20 protein-coding genes are annotated in these 16,702 nt (G+C 64.0%); 15 read left to right on the top strand and 5 right to left on the bottom strand.

From position 1 onward, the window contains the following. Positions 1-10 precede the first annotated feature (10 nt). The 13 genes from mreC to BerOc1_RS10760 all read left to right on the top strand — a co-directional run bounded on the left by mreC (position 11) and on the right by BerOc1_RS10760 (position 11,314). Positions 11-916 carry a rod shape-determining protein MreC gene (gene mreC, locus BerOc1_RS10820; protein WP_071545712.1) on the top strand — a complete coding sequence of 302 codons (906 nt, stop codon included), beginning with the start codon at positions 11-13 and terminating at the stop codon, positions 914-916. Further along, entirely contained in the window at positions 900-1,385 is a 486-nt protein-coding gene (locus tag BerOc1_RS10815) for a hypothetical protein (RefSeq protein WP_084641385.1), read from the top strand. Before mreC ends, BerOc1_RS10815 begins: the two co-directional genes overlap by 17 nt. Then, positions 1,369-3,243: a penicillin-binding protein 2 gene (gene mrdA, locus BerOc1_RS10810; protein ID WP_071545711.1), complete on the top strand. Its 1,875-nt coding sequence runs from the start codon at positions 1,369-1,371 to the stop codon at positions 3,241-3,243. Before BerOc1_RS10815 ends, mrdA begins: the two co-directional genes overlap by 17 nt. Then, complete coding sequence (gene rodA / locus BerOc1_RS10805; RefSeq protein ID WP_071545710.1) at positions 3,233-4,345, top strand: rod shape-determining protein RodA; 1,113 nt, start codon at positions 3,233-3,235, stop codon at positions 4,343-4,345. The genes mrdA and rodA overlap by 11 nt, the downstream gene beginning before the upstream one ends. A gap of 55 nt (positions 4,346-4,400) precedes the next feature. Next, complete coding sequence (locus BerOc1_RS10800; RefSeq protein ID WP_071545709.1) at positions 4,401-4,775, top strand: bactofilin family protein; 375 nt, start codon at positions 4,401-4,403, stop codon at positions 4,773-4,775. A gap of 124 nt (positions 4,776-4,899) precedes the next feature. Next, the gene (locus BerOc1_RS10795) at positions 4,900-5,322 is read left to right on the top strand and encodes a F0F1 ATP synthase subunit B (RefSeq protein WP_071545708.1); all 423 of its coding nucleotides are present in this window, start codon (positions 4,900-4,902) and stop codon (positions 5,320-5,322) included. 19 nt (positions 5,323-5,341) lie between these two features. Next, positions 5,342-5,929, top strand: a complete 588-nt coding sequence (locus BerOc1_RS10790; RefSeq protein WP_071545707.1) for a F0F1 ATP synthase subunit B — start codon at positions 5,342-5,344, stop codon at positions 5,927-5,929. Beyond that, complete coding sequence (atpH, locus tag BerOc1_RS10785; RefSeq protein ID WP_071545706.1) at positions 5,926-6,477, top strand: ATP synthase F1 subunit delta; 552 nt, start codon at positions 5,926-5,928, stop codon at positions 6,475-6,477. Before BerOc1_RS10790 ends, atpH begins: the two co-directional genes overlap by 4 nt. A gap of 4 nt (positions 6,478-6,481) precedes the next feature. Beyond that, the gene (atpA, locus tag BerOc1_RS10780; RefSeq protein ID WP_071545705.1) at positions 6,482-7,990 is read left to right on the top strand and encodes a F0F1 ATP synthase subunit alpha; all 1,509 of its coding nucleotides are present in this window, start codon (positions 6,482-6,484) and stop codon (positions 7,988-7,990) included. Positions 7,991-8,006: 16 nt separating this feature from the next. After that, a complete protein-coding gene (locus BerOc1_RS10775; RefSeq protein ID WP_071545704.1) occupies positions 8,007-8,888 on the top strand; it encodes a F0F1 ATP synthase subunit gamma in 882 nt (293 codons plus the stop codon). Positions 8,889-8,904: 16 nt separating this feature from the next. Next, complete coding sequence (gene atpD / locus BerOc1_RS10770; protein ID WP_071545703.1) at positions 8,905-10,302, top strand: F0F1 ATP synthase subunit beta; 1,398 nt, start codon at positions 8,905-8,907, stop codon at positions 10,300-10,302. 12 nt (positions 10,303-10,314) lie between these two features. After that, positions 10,315-10,734 (top strand): F0F1 ATP synthase subunit epsilon, encoded by a 420-nt coding sequence (locus BerOc1_RS10765; RefSeq protein ID WP_071545702.1) that lies wholly within the window; start codon positions 10,315-10,317, stop codon positions 10,732-10,734. Positions 10,735-10,915: 181 nt separating this feature from the next. Further along, a complete protein-coding gene (locus tag BerOc1_RS10760; protein ID WP_071545701.1) occupies positions 10,916-11,314 on the top strand; it encodes a hypothetical protein in 399 nt (132 codons plus the stop codon). A gap of 6 nt (positions 11,315-11,320) precedes the next feature. Here the strand turns inward: BerOc1_RS10760 and waaF are convergent, their stop codons facing one another. Further along, entirely contained in the window at positions 11,321-12,361 is a 1,041-nt protein-coding gene (gene waaF / locus BerOc1_RS10755) for a lipopolysaccharide heptosyltransferase II (protein WP_071545700.1), read from the bottom strand. Between the two features lie 90 nt (positions 12,362-12,451). On the opposite strand from waaF, the gene BerOc1_RS10750 reads away from it, so the two are divergent. Further along, positions 12,452-12,691, top strand: coding sequence for a hypothetical protein (locus BerOc1_RS10750; RefSeq protein ID WP_071545699.1), 240 nt, complete (start codon positions 12,452-12,454; stop codon positions 12,689-12,691). Positions 12,692-12,949: 258 nt separating this feature from the next. Here BerOc1_RS10750 and BerOc1_RS10745 read toward each other — a convergent pair whose 3' ends face one another. The 4 genes from BerOc1_RS10745 to BerOc1_RS10730 all read right to left on the bottom strand — a co-directional run bounded on the left by BerOc1_RS10745 (position 12,950) and on the right by BerOc1_RS10730 (position 15,397). Then, a complete protein-coding gene (locus BerOc1_RS10745; protein ID WP_071545698.1) occupies positions 12,950-13,600 on the bottom strand; it encodes a flavodoxin family protein in 651 nt (216 codons plus the stop codon). A gap of 219 nt (positions 13,601-13,819) precedes the next feature. Further along, on the bottom strand, positions 13,820-14,164 hold the full coding sequence (locus BerOc1_RS10740; RefSeq protein WP_071545697.1) for an ArsR/SmtB family transcription factor: 345 nt from the start codon (positions 14,162-14,164) through the stop codon (positions 13,820-13,822). Between the two features lie 85 nt (positions 14,165-14,249). Beyond that, positions 14,250-14,969, bottom strand: a complete 720-nt coding sequence (locus BerOc1_RS10735) for a M48 family metallopeptidase (RefSeq protein ID WP_071545696.1) — start codon at positions 14,967-14,969, stop codon at positions 14,250-14,252. Continuing rightward, on the bottom strand, positions 14,966-15,397 hold the full coding sequence (locus BerOc1_RS10730) for a 2-thiouracil desulfurase family protein (protein ID WP_071545695.1): 432 nt from the start codon (positions 15,395-15,397) through the stop codon (positions 14,966-14,968). Before BerOc1_RS10730 ends, BerOc1_RS10735 begins: the two co-directional genes overlap by 4 nt. A 75-nt stretch (positions 15,398-15,472) precedes the next feature. Here BerOc1_RS10730 and BerOc1_RS10725 point away from each other — a divergent pair, with 75 nt between their 5' ends. Continuing rightward, the gene (locus tag BerOc1_RS10725; RefSeq protein ID WP_071545694.1) at positions 15,473-16,627 is read left to right on the top strand and encodes an MFS transporter; all 1,155 of its coding nucleotides are present in this window, start codon (positions 15,473-15,475) and stop codon (positions 16,625-16,627) included. The last annotated feature ends 75 nt before the right edge of the window (positions 16,628-16,702 follow it).

Below are 16,702 nucleotides of genomic sequence, written 5' to 3'. Positions count from 1 at the left end.
GGAAGGACGCATGAGAGGACTCAAGAAGATCGCCATGCTCATCGTGGCCTGTCTTTTCGTGTATCTGTCCCTGTTTACCTGGAACCTGCGCACCGGACACCTGGACGCCCTGTCGTCCCACACCGGGCTGGACATCTCCGGCATCGTCCTCAAGCCCGGCATCTGGGTGGCGGAGCAGGTCTCCGGCTTCTGGCACCGCTACATCTACCTGGTCGGGTTGAAGCAGGACAACGACAAGCTGCGGGCCGAGGCCGCCGAACTGCGGCGGACCAACATGATCATGGGCGCGCAGGCCCGCTCCGCCGCACGCCTGGAAGCCCTGCTCGACTTCCTCCCGCCGGAGAAATGGACCTTTTCCGGGGCCCGGGTCATCGGCCAGCGCATGGGCCCGGCGGGCGCGCTGGACACCGTGGTCGTGGACAAGGGCAAGGCGTCCGACGTGACCGACGACATGCCCGTGGCCTCCCTCAAGGGGCTGGTCGGGCGCATTCTGCGCTCGGGCGCGGCCACCTCCACGGTCCTGCTCCTGACCGACCCCAACTCCCGCATCGCGGTCATGGGCGCCCACAACCGCTCGCCCGGCATGCTCTCGGGCCAGGGCTACGGCGAGCCGCTGCAACTGCGCTACGTCAACCAGAACGCGGACGTGGACCCCGGCGAGCTGCTGCTCTCCTCGGGGCTGTCCGGCATCTACCCCAAGGGGCTGCCCGTGGCCAGGGTGACCAAGATCAGGCGGTCCGACATCTCCCTGTTCCTGACGGTCCAGGCCGAACCCCTGGTGGACGTGGCCGGGCTCGAAGAGGTCCTGCTCCTCAGCCGCGAGCCCGAGGCCGCCGTGCAGCCCGGGACCGGCGACGCGGCCGCGCCCGAGGCCGAAGCCGGGAAGGAGGACGCGAACGGTGCCGCCGACCACTAGCGCCCTGGCCATACTCTGGTGGGGGGCCTACACCGTCCTCGGCGTCTGGGCCCAGCGGACCGTGCCGGGCATCGACGTCTTCGCCCCGGCCCTGATCGTCTCCCTCCAGGAGGAAAGCGGGCAGCGCACCGCGGTGCTGGCCGTGATCTGGATCCTGCTCATCGAGGGCACGGGCAACCTGCCCTTCGGATACGGCCTGGCCTGGTACGGGCTGCTGGCCGCCGCCTTTTTCGCCGGACGCTGGCTCTTCGAGGCCCGCTCCTACCTGTTCATGGTCCTGCTCGGCCTGTGGCTGGGCCTGCTCCACCCGGCCCTGGTCTTCGGCCTGTCCTCCCTGGCCAACCTGGCCGTGCCCATGCGGCCCATCCTGATCCAGGGCGCCATCCAGGCCGCCGCCTTCCCGGTCATCTGGTTCCTGGCGGACCGCTTCTTCCCCGCGAGGCTGCGACACGATGTCAGACCTCTATAACGAATCCGAACAGCAGGCCCCGCGCTCGGGCCTGATTCTGCTCCAGGCGCTCATCCTGGGGCTTTTCTGCCTGTTCGCCGTCCGCCTGTGGTACCTGCAGATCCACCGCGGCGAGGCGTACCAGGCCCAGGCCCTGGAGAACCAGCTGCGCCAGGAGTCCATCCCCTCGCCGCGCGGGCTCATCCGCGACCGCAACGGCGACCTCCTGGCCGTGAACGAGCCCGCCTACGCGCTCGGCATCATCCGCGAGGACTGCCCGGACGTGGACCGGCTGGTCCACCAGATCGCGGTCTGGACCGGCAAGGACTACTTCGAGCTCAAGACCCTGTACAACAAGAACCGCAAGCGGGTGAAACCGTTCGAGCCGCTCATCGTGGTCCCGGACCTTACCTTTGCCCAGCTGGCCCTGGTCGAGACCAACAAGCTGCGCTGGCCCGGCCTGGAGATCCAGTTCCGGCCGCGCAGGCTGTACCGCTACGGCGACCTGTTCGCCCACGTGCTCGGCTACGTGGCCGAGGCGGACGAGGAGGACATGTCCAAGCGGCCAAACCTGGCGCTGGGCGACTACGTGGGCAAGCAGGGCATAGAACTCATGCTTGAAGACCGCATGCGCGGCATCAAGGGGCTGACCCAGTACCAGGTGGACGTCAACGGCCGCAGGCTCAAGGAGCGGATCCTCAAGCACCCCCAGGCCGGGCACGAGATATCCCTGTCCATCGACCTCGGGCTGCAGAAGCTGTGCATGGACTGGCTCTCCGAGGAGGCGGGCGGCGTGGCCGTCATGGACGCCGACACCGGCCAGCTTTGGGCCCTGGCCACGGCCCCGTCCTACGACTCCAACGACTTTTCCTCAGGCCTGACCTCCAAGCAGTGGGCCAAGCTGCGCGACGACCCCCTGCACCCCATGCAGAACCGGGTCATCCAGTCGGTCTACCCGCCGGGCTCGCTCTTCAAGCACGTGGTCGCCGGGGCCGGACTGCGCTACGGCATGATCGACCCCCGGGAGACCGTGTTCTGTCCCGGATTCGTCAAGCTCGGCCGCCGCGTGTTCCGCTGCTGGCGGGCCGGCGGCCACGGCAAGGTGGACATGAACCGCGCCCTGGTGGAGTCCTGCGACGTCTATTTTTACAAACTCGGCAAAAAACTCACCGTGGACCGCATGAGCGAGTTCGCCAAGGCCGTGGGCTTCGGCGAGAAGACCGACATCCGGCTGCCCCACGAAAAGGCGGGCAACATCCCCACCCGCGAGTGGAAGATCAAGCGGTTCGGCGAGTCCTGGCAGGGCGGCGACAACCTGAACATGGCCATCGGCCAGGGATTCACCCTGGTCACGCCGTTGCAGGTGGTCCGCTTCTTCGCGGGCATCGCCAACGGCGGCAAGCTGCTCAAGCCCCTGCTGCTCAAGGACGAGAAGACCGTGGTCCAGGCGGACATCCCCCTGCGCCCCGACCAGATCGGACTGCTCCGCCAGGCCCTGGTGGACACCGTGGAGGACCCGCACGGCACCTGCCGCCGCATCCGCACCAAGGGCGTGACCGTGGGCGGCAAGACCGGCACGGCCCAGGTGGTCCGGCTGACCGACGAACTCAAGGCGCTCAAGGACGACCAGATTCCCTACAGGTTCCGCGACCACGCCTGGATGGCGGCCATAGCCGAAAAGGACGGCCGCCGCTTCGCCATCGCCTGCCTGGTGGAACACGGCCTGCACGGCGGCTCCGGGGCCGGGCCCATCATCAAGGCGGTCATCGACTACCTCTTCCTGGACAAGGTCACGCCCAACCCCGAGGAGCGGAAGGCCAAGGCCCGGGCCGTGCGCGCCCTGTCCCTCAAGCACAAGGAGAAGCGCCATGCCGATTGATCGCAGGCTGCTCTTGTACATCAACTGGCCGCTCTTCGGCCTGGCCGTGATCCTCTTCCTCATCGGCGTGCTCAACCTCTACTCGGCCAGCGGCACCCGCCTGGAGGAGGGCATGAACATGGCCCCCTTCTACCACCGCCAGCTGCTCTGGGGGGCCATGGGGCTGTTCGGCATGCTCGTCTTCATGTTCTTCGACTACCGCCACCTCAAGACCATGGCCTGGCCCCTGTTCTGGACCACGGTGGTCCTGCTGGTGGCCGTGTTCTTCGCGGGCAAGACCATCTACGGGGCGCGCCGCTGGCTCGACCTCGGGTTCATGAACTTCCAGCCCTCGGAACTGGCCAAGATCGCCGTCCTCATCGTCGGCGCCCGAATTCTGTCCAGGGAACGCGAACCCCTCAACTTCATCCGCCTGGCCTACGTGCTCGGCGTGGGCCTGATCCTGGCCGGGCTGATCATCAAGCAGCCGGACCTGGGCTCGGGGCTGTCCATACTGATGATCCTGGGCGGCATGATCCTCTTTCGGGGCGTGACCGCAAAGGTCTTCAAGACCTGCCTGGTGGCCATCCCCTGCCTGCTGCCCCTGTCCTGGTTCTTCCTCCACGACTATCAGAAACAGCGGATCATGACCTTCCTGGACCCGACCACCGACCCGCTGGGCGCGGGCTACCACATTATCCAGTCGGAAATCGCCATCGGTTCGGGCGGGTTCTGGGGCAAGGGGTTCCTGGAGGGGACCCAGTCCCAGCTGCGCTTTCTGCCCGAGCGCCACACCGACTTCGCGGTGGCCGTTTTCGGCGAGGAATGGGGCTTTGTCGGAACCATGGTCCTCTTGATCCTATTCTGCGTATTTCTTTATCAAATGGTGGTCATAGCCCGGGACGCGCGCGGCCTGTTCGGGTCCTACCTGGCGGCCGGCGTGTTCTTCTATTTTTTCTGGCAAATCCTGATTAATACAGGTATGGTCCTCGGGCTAATGCCAGTGGTCGGCATCCCCCTTCCGTTCATCAGTTACGGGGGCAGCGCCACCCTGGTGAATTTTTGCCTCGTCGGGCTTGTGCTCAACGTATCCATGCGCCGGTTCCTGTTCAAGCAGGCGTAAACGGAACGGAGCTAGCCCCTTTTTTCACAACCAGGTTTCGCAGGAGCGGGTTTTCATGGCCAGAGATGAGATCAATGCGTTTTTGGGAGCGGGGACCAACTATCACGGCAAGTTGCATTTCCAGGGCGCGGTGCGCATCGACGGCAACTTCCAGGGCGAGGTGGTCTCCGAAGGAACGCTGGTCATAGGTCAGGATGCCGTGGTGGAAGGCCAGGTCCAGGTCGGCCAGTTGGTGCTCTCCGGCAGGATCAAGGGTGAAGTGGAGGCAAAGAACAAGGTTGTCCTGCATAAGACTGCGAATTTGCAGGGCAATATCAGGACTCCGGTCCTGGTCGTCGAGGAAGGCGCTGTGCTTGAGGGCCAACTCGTCATGGGCAGCCTGGACACCGCCGCAAGCGCAAAGCCGGAAAAGATTTCCGATCCTTCATAGATCGATTGCGAAACCGCTAATTCGTGCTGGTTCAAAGGCAAAAAGCCTTTGACACAACCCGCGAAATTGGGTAATTCGCAGTGACTTTGCGCCAAAATTCACAACCTCATCGGGGGCATATGGTATGGTAGTACCTGACAAAACCATTTTCATCCAAGGTCTGAACTTCATTGTCATGATCTTCTTGCTGAATGTCGTGCTGATCCGTCCGATCCGCGAAATCATCAAGAAGCGCAAGGGGTTGATGACCGACCAGCTGGAGAAGATCGAGGGCTTCAACTCCAGCGCCGAGAAAAAAGTGGCCGACTACGAGGCTCAGCTGACCCAGGCGCGCAAGGAGGCCGGAGAGATCCGGAACGCCGCCAAGGACGAAGGCGTGGCCCAGGAACAGGCCATGCTGGCCGAGGCCGGCAAGGAGGCTTCTAGCCTGATCAAGGCCAATCGCGCCGAGATCCAGTCCGAGGTCAAGGCCGCCATGGAGCAGCTGACCAAGGACGTGTACGACTACGCTGAGAAGGCGACAGGCAAGATCCTGGGCCAGGCTTAGAAAGAGGAGGGTTTCCACTTTGAAACGGACGTACCTGTTTTTTACGGTTCTGCTGACCGCCCTGGCAATCTCCGCGGTCGCCTTCGCCAGCGAGCACGGCCCCCATCTCGAGGGCTGGTTCCTGGCGGACTATCAGTTGGAGCGGTACATCTTCCGGCTGATCAACCTGGCTCTGTTCCTCGGCATCATCTGGTGGGCCGCGGGCTCCAAGATCAAGGACTTCTTCGTCGGACGCCGCGACGGCATCAAGCAGGACCTGGACGACCTGCAGAGCCGCCAGATCGACGCCGAGAAGAAGCTCAAGGAAGTCGAGGCGAGCATCGCCAACATGGCTCAGGAGAAGAAGCAGATCCTGGACGACGCCAGGGCCCAGGGCGAAGCCATCAAGACCGCCATCATCGAGAAGGCGAAGCATGATGCCGAGGCCCTGACCGAACAGGCCAAGCGCACCGCTTCCAACGAGGCGCAGGCCGCCGTCGAGACCATCCGCGCCGAAATGGCCGACATGGTCGTGGCCGCCGCCGAGAAGATCGTTGCCGAGAAGCTGAGCGCCGCGGATCACGACAAGCTCGTGGATGACTATTTAACAAAGGTGGTGCTCAATTGATCGGTAACGTAGTTTCCCGCCGTTACGCCAAGGCGCTCTTTGCCGTCGGCGCCGCCAAGGGCGAGGCTGAACAGGCGAAATACGGCGAACAGCTGGCCGCCATCCGGGCTTCCATCGAAGGATCCCCCGAAGCCGTGGCCTTCTTCAAGAACCCGGCCTTCAGCGCCGAGGAGAAGAAAGCGGTCGTGACCCAGCTGGTCGAGAAGATGTCGTTGGAACCGATGGTCAAGAACTTCTGCGATCTGCTGGCCGACCGGGGCCGGGTCGAGATGCTCCCCGCCATCGCCGCCGACTACAAGGCAATGATGGATGCCGTATCCGGCGTCGTCACCGGCGAACTCGTCACGGTGAGCGAACTCAACGAGGAGAGGAAATCTGCAATCCAGGCCCAACTGGAGAAACAGGCCGGCAAGAAGCTGGAACTGTCCTTCTCCACCGACGAGTCCATTCTCGGCGGTATCGTCCTCAAGGTCGGGGACAGGGTCATGGATGCCAGCCTCAAGGCTCAGCTGCAGATTTTAAAAGAAAATATTAAAAGGGGTGAGTAGGGCAATGCAGATCAAAGCAGAAGAAATCAGCAAAATCATTCAGGACCAGATTCAGAATTACGAATCTCGTGTTGAAATGAGCGAGACCGGCACCGTCCTCTACGTGGGTGACGGCATCGCTCGCGTGCACGGCGTCGAAAACGTCATGGCCATGGAGCTGCTGGAATTCCCCGGCGGCCTGATGGGCATGGTCCTCAACCTGGAAGAGGACAACGTGGGTGTCGCCCTGCTGGGCTCGGACACCGGCGTCAAGGAAGGCGACCCGGTCAAGCGCACCGGCCAGATCTATTCGGTCCCGGTCGGCGACGGCGTCATGGGCCGCGTGGTCAACCCCCTGGGCCAGCCCATCGACGGCCTGGGACCCATCGAGTCCACCGAGACCCGTCCGGTGGAAATGAAGGCCCCCGGCATCATCGCCCGTAAGTCCGTTCACGAGCCCTGCTACACCGGTCTCAAGGCCATCGACGCCATGACCCCGGTCGGCCGCGGCCAGCGCGAACTGGTCATCGGCGACCGCCAGACCGGCAAGACCGCCGTCTGTGTCGACGCCATCCTGGCCCAGAAGACCACCGACGTGCACTGCTTCTACGTGGCCATCGGCCAGAAGAAGGCCTCCGTCGCCCTGGTCGCCGACGTGCTCCGCCAGCACGGCGCCATGGAATACACCACCATCGTTTCGGCCACCGCTTCCGAGCCTGCCCCGCTGCAGTACATCGCCGCCTACACCGGCGCGACCATGGCCGAGTTCTACCGCGACAACGGCAAGCACGCCCTGATCTGCTACGACGACCTTTCCAAGCAGGCCACCGCCTACCGCGAAATGTCGCTGCTGCTCCGCCGCCCCCCGGGACGCGAGGCCTTTCCCGGCGACGTCTTCTATCTGCACTCCCGCCTGCTGGAGCGCGCCTGCAAGGTCAACGACAGCCTCGGCGCCGGTTCCATGACCGCCCTGCCGGTCATCGAAACCCAGGCCGGTGACGTTTCGGCGTTCATCCCGACCAACGTCATCTCCATCACCGACGGCCAGATCTACCTGGAGCCCAACCTGTTCCTGTCCGGCGTCCGCCCGGCCATCAACGTCGGCCTCTCGGTCTCCCGAGTCGGCGGTTCCGCCCAGATCAAGGCCATGAAGCAGGTCGCCGGCACCCTGCGCCTCGACCTCGCCCAGTACCGCGAGCTGGCGGCGTTCGCCTCCTTCGGCTCCGACCTGGACAAGGCCACCCAGGCCAAGCTCAACCGCGGCGCCCGCATGGTCGAGCTGCTCAAGCAGCCCCAGTACCAGCCCCTGACCGTCCAGGAGCAGGTCGCCGTGCTGTACGCCGGCACCCGCGGTTTCGTCGACGACGTGCCGGTCGAGGCCGTCATCAAGTTCGAGGCCGAATTCCTCGAGTTCATGCGCAACGCCAAGTCCGCCGTTCTCGACGCCATCGCCGAGAAGGAGAAGATCGACGACGCCGTCGAAGCCGACCTCAAGGCCGCTATCGAAGAGTTCAAGAAAGGCTTCAGCGCTTAACCTAAGGGGTAGTTGAATGGCTTCGTTAAGAGACGTCCAGAACCAGATCACTGGCGTCAAGAAAACCAAGCAGATCACCAAGGCCATGAACATGGTGGCCTCGGCAAAACTGCGCAACGCCCAGGAGCGTATCGAACGCTTCCGTCCGTATGCGAACAAGTTTTACGAGATGCTCGGCGACTTGGCGGCCGGTGCCGACGAATCGGTACATCCGCTGCTGGAGGTCCGTGAGGAAGTGAAGACCGTGGGTATCATGGTCGTCACCTCCGACCGCGGCCTGTGCGGCGCGTTCAATATCAATATCATCAACACGGCCAAGCGACTGGCCCGGGCCAAGGCGGCCGAGGGCAAGGCGGTCAAGGTGTGGTGCATCGGCAAGAAGGCGCGCGACGCCTTCCGCAAGCTCGACTTCGAGATCGTGCGCGCCGAGGCCGACGCCATGACCAACTTCGACTTCACCCTGGCGGCCAGCGTCGGCAACGAGCTCATCGCCGGGTATGTCGCGGGCGACCTCGACGAGGTCCATGTCTGCTTCGGCGAATTCCAGAGCATGGCCAAGCAGCCGCCCGTCGACCTGACGGTCCTGCCCATGGCGGCCCAGGAAGATGCCGCGGGCGAAGGCGAGTCCGGATCCGCCGGAGACTACTTGTACGAACCGTCCGTAGAGGGCCTGCTGGCCGAGCTGCTGCCTCGGTTCATCAAGGTCCAGGTCTACCGCGGCCTGCTGGATACCTCGGCATCCGAGCACGCGGCCCGCATGGCGGCCATGGATAACGCCACCAAGGCGTGCGACGAACTGACGAACACCCTGACCTTGCTCTACAACAAGACGAGGCAGGCCGCCATCACTGGCGATCTCATGGACATTGTCGGCGGCGTGGAAGCGCTGAAAGGATAAAAGGGGGCTATGAAAAATGGCTAATACTGGTAAAATCGTTCAGGTAATCGGCGCCGTTGTCGACGTCGAATTTACCGAAGGGAATCTTCCCAACATTCTGTCTGCGTTGGAGATCAAAAACCCCAACAACACGGACGCGCCGGAGCTGGTCTGCGAAGTGGCCCAGCACCTGGGCAACAACGTGGTCCGGACCATCGCCATGGACGCCACCGAAGGTCTCGTCCGCGGCATGGTGGCGACCGACACCGAGTCGCCCATCACCGTGCCCGTCGGTTCCGGTTCTCTGGGCCGCATCATGAACGTCGTCGGCAACCCCGTCGACGAATTGGGCGAGGTTCCCTGCGAAAAGCGCCTGCCCATTCACCGTGAGGCTCCCGCCTTCACCGAGCAGTCCACCAAGGTCGAACTGCTCGAGACCGGCATCAAGGTCGTCGACCTGCTCATCCCGTTCCCCAAGGGCGGCAAGATGGGCCTGTTCGGCGGCGCCGGCGTCGGCAAGACCGTTATCCTCATGGAGATGATCAACAACATCGCCAAACAGCACGGCGGCATCTCCGTGTTCGCCGGTGTCGGCGAGCGCACCCGTGAGGGCAACGACCTCTACCACGAAATGAAGGAAGCCGGCGTTCTGGAGAAAGCCGCCCTGGTCTACGGCCAGATGAACGAGCCTCCGGGAGCCCGTGCCCGCGTCGCGCTGACCGCCCTGACCTGCGCGGAATACTTCCGTGACGAGGAAGGCCAGGACGTGCTGCTCTTCGTCGACAACATCTTCCGCTTCACCCAGGCTGGTTCCGAGGTCTCCGCACTGCTCGGCCGCATGCCTTCCGCAGTTGGCTACCAGCCGACCCTGGGCACCGACCTCGGTGGCCTGCAGGAGCGCATCACCTCGACCAACAAGGGTTCGATCACCTCGGTCCAGGCCGTTTACGTGCCCGCCGATGACTTGACCGACCCCGCGCCGGCCACCACCTTCGCGCACCTTGACGGCACCCTGGTTCTGTCCCGTCAGATCGCCGAGCTCGGCATCTACCCCGCGGTTGACCCGCTGGACTCCACCTCGCGTATCCTCTCCCCGGACGTTCTGGGCGCAGAGCACTACAACACCGCTCGTGAAGTCCAGTCCGTGCTCCAGAAGTACAAGGACCTGCAGGACATCATCGCCATTCTCGGTATGGACGAACTGTCCGACGAGGACAAGCTGACCGTCGCCCGCGCCCGTCGCGTGCAGCGCTTCCTGTCCCAGCCGTTCCACGTTGCCGAGGTCTTCACCGGCGTCGCCGGCGTGTACGTCAAGACCGAGGACACCGTTAAGGCGTTCCGGGACATCCTGGACGGCAAGTACGACGACCTGCCCGAGCAGGCCTTCTACATGTGCGGCCCGATCGAGGAAGCCATCGAAAAAGCCAAGCAGTAAGCGAGGTAACTCATGGCCACTATGAAGCTTGAAATTGTCACTCCCGACCGGAAGGTTCTTTCCGAGGACGTGGATTACGTGGGCGCGCCCGGCATCATGGGCGAATTCGGCGTGCTGCCGAACCACGTGCCCTTCCTGTCCGCTCTCGGGATCGGCAATCTTCACTACAAACAAGACGGCAAGGCGTACTACGTCTTCGTCTCCGGCGGCTTCGCCGAAGTGAGCAACAACCAGGTCACCATCCTGGCCGAGGTTGCCGAAAAGGCCACGGAGATCGATGTGGAACGCGCCATGAAGGCCAAGGAACGCGCCGAACAGCGCGCCAGGGCCGAAAAGGAAAAGATCGAGGCCACCCGCAACCAGGCAGCCCTGAAGCGCGCCATCACGCGCATCAGCTGCAAGTCCAACGGACAGGGCGCAGGCACCTGCTAACACCGGTCGATTCCCCCACCCGATAACAAAAGGGCGGCTCCGCAAGGAACCGCCCTTTTTCATACCGTTTGGCAATCTCTCTCCATTCTTAAGGTTTGTTGATGGATATCCCGGGCAGGCCGGGATATGAAACGGCTTTTCCCGTCAACCGCCGTCCTCGGCGCAAAACCTTGGAGAACAGATGAAACGATTTACCTTGTCCCTCTCTCTCGCCTCCCTGATCCTGACCGGCCTGCTCGCCACGGCCGCCCTGGCCCTCGAAGTGACCGATACCGACATGGCCGGGGATTCCCCCTTCAAGGTCACGGTCGTGACCCCGGTGGCATCAGCCCTGTTGGGGCGGTTCCAAAGCGGCGACGATATCCGGGTCCCCTTCGCCTATGCCCTTGAGCAGCGGGAAAAAGGGTACGTCATGTACGTCAAGTTCGGCGACAAGTTCAGCAACTGGGTGCCGGCGGCTCTGGACGGCGAATCCATCGTGTTCGGGGAAAAAGGCAACGGCAGGATTTTTCTTGAGGGCGGCAAGGTCTATCGGACCCTCAAGGGCCGGTTCAAGACCGAACTGCGCAAACAGGATTAGGCCAGGCTACACCCCGAGCTTGCCCCGGACCGCGTCCCAGACCCGGTCCGGGGTGAGGTCGCGCATGCACTTGAAGTGATCTTTCGGGCATTTCCTCGGACCGTGCAGGCCGCAGGGGCGGCAGTCCAAGTCCTCGTTTTGCAACACCGTGGAGTTCTCACCGCGCGGAAAGAAGCCGAGCCCTTCCACGGTCGGGCCGAACAGGGCGACCAGGGGGACATCCTGTGTCCAGGCCAGGTGCATGGGGCCCGAGTCGTTGGTCAGATACGCGTCGAGCCGTCCCAGGTAGGCCGCCAGTTCCGGGAGCGAGAGCTGCCCGGCCAGGTTGGTCACCCTCTGCGGGTCGGCCTGGGCCCGGTCGATGACCCGCGCGGCCACCGCCTCCTCGCCCGGCCCGGCAAAGACGAGCACGTGCGCGCCCCCGTCGACGGCCCGGCCGACGATCTCGCTGAAATATTCCTCGGGCCAGCACTTGGTCGGCCAGGTGGAGCCGGGATGGATGCCGAGCACGGGCCGGTCGAATCCGAAGGTCTCCCAGAAATGGTCGGCCGCGCCCACCGCTTTCCCAGGCAGGACCAGCCGTGCCTTGGGTGCCGGGCCGGTGATGCCCAGGGGCCGGACCAGCTCCATGAGCCGCTCGATCTCGGCCAGCTCGTCGAAACGCCGGTCCACGGTCTCGGTGTAGGCCAGCCGGTTGTACCACGGCCGGTTGTAGCCGATGCGCCTCTTTATGCCCGTGGCACCGGCCACCAGGGCGGAACGCAGGCTGGTGTGGGTGGATATCCACAGGTCGAACCCTTCGCGGCCGATCTCCCAGCCCAGCCGGACCGCCGCGTTCAACGACTTCTGCGTGCCGCGCTTGGCAAAGGGGCGCACTTGCGCGATCTCGGGCTGGCCCTCGAACACGGACTGCACTCCGGCGCGCACGAAAAAATGGATTTCCGCGTCCGGATAGCGGCCCTTCAACGCCCTGAGCAGCGGCAGGGTCAGAACCGCGTCACCCAGGAACGCGGTTTGCCAGACGCCGATTTTTTTGTATTCGCGCATGGGGTGTAGGTGTATCCTGTCGGACAGGATCAGGCAACATCTTGATCTGCGGACGGCCAACGGCTACTGTCTACCGCAAGGAGCCCTGCCATGAAATACATCATGTTCGAAGACTTTTCCGGCGCCGCCGTGCCCATCATCTTCCCCAGCCGCATCAACTTCGACGAGATGCGCGAGCAGATGCCGTACACCACCGCCCTGTCCGCCGGATATATCACCCTGACCTCGGAAGGCGTGCGTTGCCACGGACAGTCCCAGTCCCTGCAACTCGAGGCCGGGCCCGAGGACGCCGCCATCATCCAAACCAAATTCGAAGACGCCGAGAGCTAGAGCGAAAGGCTGCCTCCGGCGGCCGGGGGAAGGGAGAGGGAAACCCTTTGAAAGGGTTTCCCTCTCCCCTTCCCCCGGACCCCCATCCCCTCTTCCTTCCTAAACTTTTTATGCCGCTTCGCGGGGTGAGCGTTTTTTTGTATGCGCTCTGGAGAAAGTAGGACCGGGTAAGAACGGATGGTTGGAGGGAAAAAATCGGGGCCGAATGCTTGTGCACGCGGCCCCGATTTTTTGGGACAGGAACGGGGTGGGACGAAATCAGGCTTGGTAGCCTTGGGCAAGGCGGGCGCCGAGTTCCTTGGCCGCCTGGCAGTCCTTGGGGAACTGCTCGGCATGCTGACGGGCCTTGTCGTCCTTGTTGAAGCCGGTTTCGTATTTGTCGTAATCCTTGTACTGGCTCGTGTTCGTGGACAGCAGCAGCTCACAACTTCCGAAATGGAGGCCCATGAAGTTCCGGGCCCGTTCGAAGACGACCGGGTAGTTCAGATCCTTCAACATGCTTTCCGTCACGTTCATGGTGTAGATCAAAGCGGTCGGGATTTTTCTCGGGAAATGCGACCGGCTATAGTCCGCGTAGTTGAGATACGGGAACTGGACCCGCTCCAGAAAGGCCCGCGTGCAAGCCGATTCCGTACCGAAATAGACCGGGGTGCCGACGAGCAGCGCGTCCGCCTCGCGAACCCGCTCCAGGATGGGCTTGAGATCATCCTTCACCGTGCACACGCCGACCTCCTTGCGGCCCAGCCGCTTGCAGGCGAAACAGCTGGAACACCCCTTGAAATCGAGATCGTACAGATGGATCAGCTCCACCTCGGCCCCGGCCTCGCGCGCACCCTCCAGGGCGTGCTCGATCATGGTCGCGGTATTCCACTTCTTCCTCGGACTGCCGTTGAAGGCCATCAGTTTCATGTTAACTCCTTGTTTCGCGCGTTCCGACCGCGCAGGTTTGAGCGTTCTAGACTTCACGAATCATCGAAGGCATCAGCCAAAAAAAAGAGCTCCCCTCAACCCAATATAACCCGACACCGCGCCGAAGGCGCATAACCGGGATGCAAGGGTGCGAACCCTTGCCCGCCGGAGGCGAAATCACCTGTTCATCGCCGCGAAGCGGCATCCACACATTCCCCGCTACCCGTTGAGCACATGGCGCAGCTTGCTTGCGGCTTCCTGGTCCACCCAGAAGAGCACGGTCTTGGCTTCGCGTTTCATGTGGATGAGTCCGGCCTCGCGCAGTTCCTTGAAGTGGTGCGACACCGTGGACGGGGCCAGGCCGAACCGCTCGGCGAACCCGCACTGGCAGTTGCCGAACTCCTCGGGCGTCCGGGCCACGGACTTGCAGACGCAGGACGCCAGCTCGCGGTAGATGCGCAACCGATGCGGGTTGGACAGCGCCTTGAACATGCGCGCCATCTGCTCCAGCTCGTCCTCGGGCGTGGCGGTGACAGGCTCGGTCTCGGCCTTTGACTTCGACATGTTTCGAAGCCTACATGGGCCGGGCCGCCCCGTCAACCCGGACAGGCGCCAGAGGGAGCGGCGGTGGCGGAAAAGGATCCCGGACTCAGCGGAACCAGGCAGGCACGTAGCGGTTGCCCCGGCTGACCGCGTTCTCGAGCCGTCGGTAGTCGGGCTCGAAACCGGCCACGCAGGCCCAGTACGCCGGGGAGTGGTTCATGTGGCGGGTGTGGCAGAGCTCGTGCAGGAGCAGGTGATCCACCAGGTCGGGCGGCAGGAACAGGAGCTTGGCGTTCAGCGAGATGGTCCCGCGCGACGAGCAGCTGCCCCAGCGGGTCTTCTGCCGCCGCACGCGCAAGGCGGAGTACACCAGCCCGGTCCGGCGGCTGGTCCGGTCGAGCCATGGCAGGAGCACCTCGCGCGCCTTTTTCACGGTCAGGGCGCGCAGCTTCTCGAAGATCGCCTCGCGGCCCGCCAGGGGGCCGGCCACCTGCCATCGGGCCGCGTTCTCCGTCAGCCGGATGGCGCCCGGCCGGTCCAGGTAGTCCACCCGCACGGTCCGTTCCCAGGCGCGATATTCGATGACCTCGGGCAGTTCGGGCAACGTGCCGGACAGGTCGATCCCGGCGGCGAGCATGCGGTCGCGGGTGCGCTCGATCCAGGCCCGCTTCTCCTCGAGGATGGACGGCACCAGCGAGGCATCGAACCGCCTGGGCACGACCACCTCCAGCCCCAGGCCCGGCATCAACTTGACCAGCACCCGTTTGGCGCGCGGATTGGCCTTGACGGCCAGGGGCAGCCCGGCGAATTGCAGCGGCCCGCTCACCCGGCCAGGTCCTCCTCGGTGCGCACGGTGATGCCGTGCTCCTTGAGCAGCCGGGCGAACAACCCGTCGCCCGCCACCCGCGTGGAGGTGAAGGTCCCGTCGTAGACCTCGCCCGAGCCGCAGGACGGGGAGCGCGATTTGAGCACTGCCTGGCGGCAGCCCAGAAGCCTCGCCAGCCTGAGCCCTTCCTCGGCCCCGCGCCTGAACTCGGCGGTGCGGTCCGCGCCATCGGCGTCCACCACGCGGTCGCCAAGGATCTCGCACGGCCTGCGCGGGGTGGGCAGGCCGCCGTGAACCTCGGGGCAGAACGGCACGGCAAGCCCCTTGCGGACCAGGTCCACCACGGGCTCAATGGGTTCGACCGCGCCGCTGTAACGGCAGTATATGCCCGCCAGGCAGGCGGACACGAGAATGGGGGTATCGGGCATGGCCCGATTCTACACTTGATCTTTGCCGGGTCCAAGCCCTATTGTCTGGCTCCCCCAACCAAGGATTTCGATCAAATGACCGACGCGAACAAGAAACGGCGCATGTACATCTTCCTGCTGGTGCTGGTCGTCTGCACCGGCGCGGCCTTCCAGGGGTGGCGCACCCTGCTGAACAACTTTGCCGTGGAGGTGGCCGGGCTGGACGGCATGGGCATGGGCGTGGTCCAGTCCGTGCGCGAGGTGCCCGGCTTCCTGGCCCTGCTGGCCATCTACATGATCCTGATCATCTCCGAGCACCGGCTGGCCGCCCTGTCCGTGGTCGTGCTCGGCATGGGCGTGGGCCTGACCGGGTTCATGCCCTCCCTGGGCGGGCTGGTCTTCACCACCCTGCTCATGAGTTTCGGCTTCCACTACTACGAGACCATGAACCAGTCCCTGACCCTGCAGTATTTCGACCGCACCGAAGCCCCGGTAATCATGGCCCGGCTGCGGTCCATCACCGCCCTGACCAACATCAGCGTGGGCGCGGTCATCTACTTCCTGGCCAAGGGCCTGGGCTACACCGAGATGTTCGCCCTGCTCGGCGGGGTGGCCGTGGCCGCCGGTCTGTGGGGGCTGACCCGCGACCCGTCGCGGGCCGACCTGCCGCCCCAGGTCAAGAAGATGACCTTCCGCTCCCGCTACTGGCTCTACTACGCCCTGACTTTCCTCAGCGGCGCGCGGCGGCAGATATTCACGGTCTTCGCCGTGTTCCTGCTGGTCACCAAGTTCGGCTACACCATCGAGCAGGTGACCATCCTGTTCGTCTGCAACAACGTCATCAACTACTTCGCCAACCCGATCATCGGGCGGTCCATCAACAGGTTCGGCGAACGCTCGGTCCTGACCGTGGAATACACCGCCCTGGCCGTCATCTTCCTGGGCTACGCCCTGACCGAGAGTCCGCTGCTGGCGGCCTCCCTCTACATCCTGGACAACATCGTCTTCAACTTCGCCATCGCCATCAAGACCTTCTATCAGAAGATCGCGGACCCGCAGGACATCGCCTCGGGCATGGCCGTGGGTTTCACCATCAACCACATCGCGGCCGTGGTCGTGCCGATCACCGGCGGCCTCATCTGGATGGCCGACTACAAGCTGGTCTTCCTGGTGGCCGTGGGCCTGTCCCTGGCCTCCCTGGCCCTGGCCCAGCTGGTCACGCGGCAGATCCGCGCCCGCGAACGGGGCTGATCCCGCCCGGCCCGGCGCCACGGCCGGAATTCTTCGGAAGAAAAGGGAATCTTATAATTCTCACGGCCCGCGACT

The organism is Pseudodesulfovibrio hydrargyri, assembly GCF_001874525.1.
In the GTDB taxonomy this organism is placed as follows: domain Bacteria; phylum Desulfobacterota; class Desulfovibrionia; order Desulfovibrionales; family Desulfovibrionaceae; genus Pseudodesulfovibrio; species Pseudodesulfovibrio hydrargyri.
The sequence above is the reverse complement of the archived record's forward strand: the minus strand, read 5'-3'. Positions and strand labels throughout refer to the sequence as shown.

What these genes read in the sequence shown, in the direction of transcription:
- mreC (WP_071545712.1), top strand. Translation starts at nt 11, where the DNA reads ATGAGAGGACTCAAGAAGATCGCCATGCTCATCGTGGCCTGTCTTTTC.
- mrdA (WP_071545711.1), top strand. Translation starts at nt 1,369, where the DNA reads ATGTCAGACCTCTATAACGAATCCGAACAGCAGGCCCCGCGCTCGGGC.
- rodA (WP_071545710.1), top strand. Translation starts at nt 3,233, where the DNA reads ATGCCGATTGATCGCAGGCTGCTCTTGTACATCAACTGGCCGCTCTTC.
- BerOc1_RS10800 (WP_071545709.1), top strand. Translation starts at nt 4,401, where the DNA reads ATGGCCAGAGATGAGATCAATGCGTTTTTGGGAGCGGGGACCAACTAT.
- BerOc1_RS10795 (WP_071545708.1), top strand. Translation starts at nt 4,900, where the DNA reads ATGGTAGTACCTGACAAAACCATTTTCATCCAAGGTCTGAACTTCATT.
- atpA (WP_071545705.1), top strand. Translation starts at nt 6,482, where the DNA reads ATGCAGATCAAAGCAGAAGAAATCAGCAAAATCATTCAGGACCAGATT.
- BerOc1_RS10775 (WP_071545704.1), top strand. Translation starts at nt 8,007, where the DNA reads ATGGCTTCGTTAAGAGACGTCCAGAACCAGATCACTGGCGTCAAGAAA.
- atpD (WP_071545703.1), top strand. Translation starts at nt 8,905, where the DNA reads ATGGCTAATACTGGTAAAATCGTTCAGGTAATCGGCGCCGTTGTCGAC.
- BerOc1_RS10765 (WP_071545702.1), top strand. Translation starts at nt 10,315, where the DNA reads ATGGCCACTATGAAGCTTGAAATTGTCACTCCCGACCGGAAGGTTCTT.
- BerOc1_RS10760 (WP_071545701.1), top strand. Translation starts at nt 10,916, where the DNA reads ATGAAACGATTTACCTTGTCCCTCTCTCTCGCCTCCCTGATCCTGACC.
- waaF (WP_071545700.1), bottom strand. Translation starts at nt 12,361, where the DNA reads ATGCGCGAATACAAAAAAATCGGCGTCTGGCAAACCGCGTTCCTGGGT.
- BerOc1_RS10750 (WP_071545699.1), top strand. Translation starts at nt 12,452, where the DNA reads ATGAAATACATCATGTTCGAAGACTTTTCCGGCGCCGCCGTGCCCATC.
- BerOc1_RS10745 (WP_071545698.1), bottom strand. Translation starts at nt 13,600, where the DNA reads ATGAAACTGATGGCCTTCAACGGCAGTCCGAGGAAGAAGTGGAATACC.
- BerOc1_RS10740 (WP_071545697.1), bottom strand. Translation starts at nt 14,164, where the DNA reads ATGTCGAAGTCAAAGGCCGAGACCGAGCCTGTCACCGCCACGCCCGAG.
- BerOc1_RS10730 (WP_071545695.1), bottom strand. Translation starts at nt 15,397, where the DNA reads ATGCCCGATACCCCCATTCTCGTGTCCGCCTGCCTGGCGGGCATATAC.
- BerOc1_RS10725 (WP_071545694.1), top strand. Translation starts at nt 15,473, where the DNA reads ATGACCGACGCGAACAAGAAACGGCGCATGTACATCTTCCTGCTGGTG.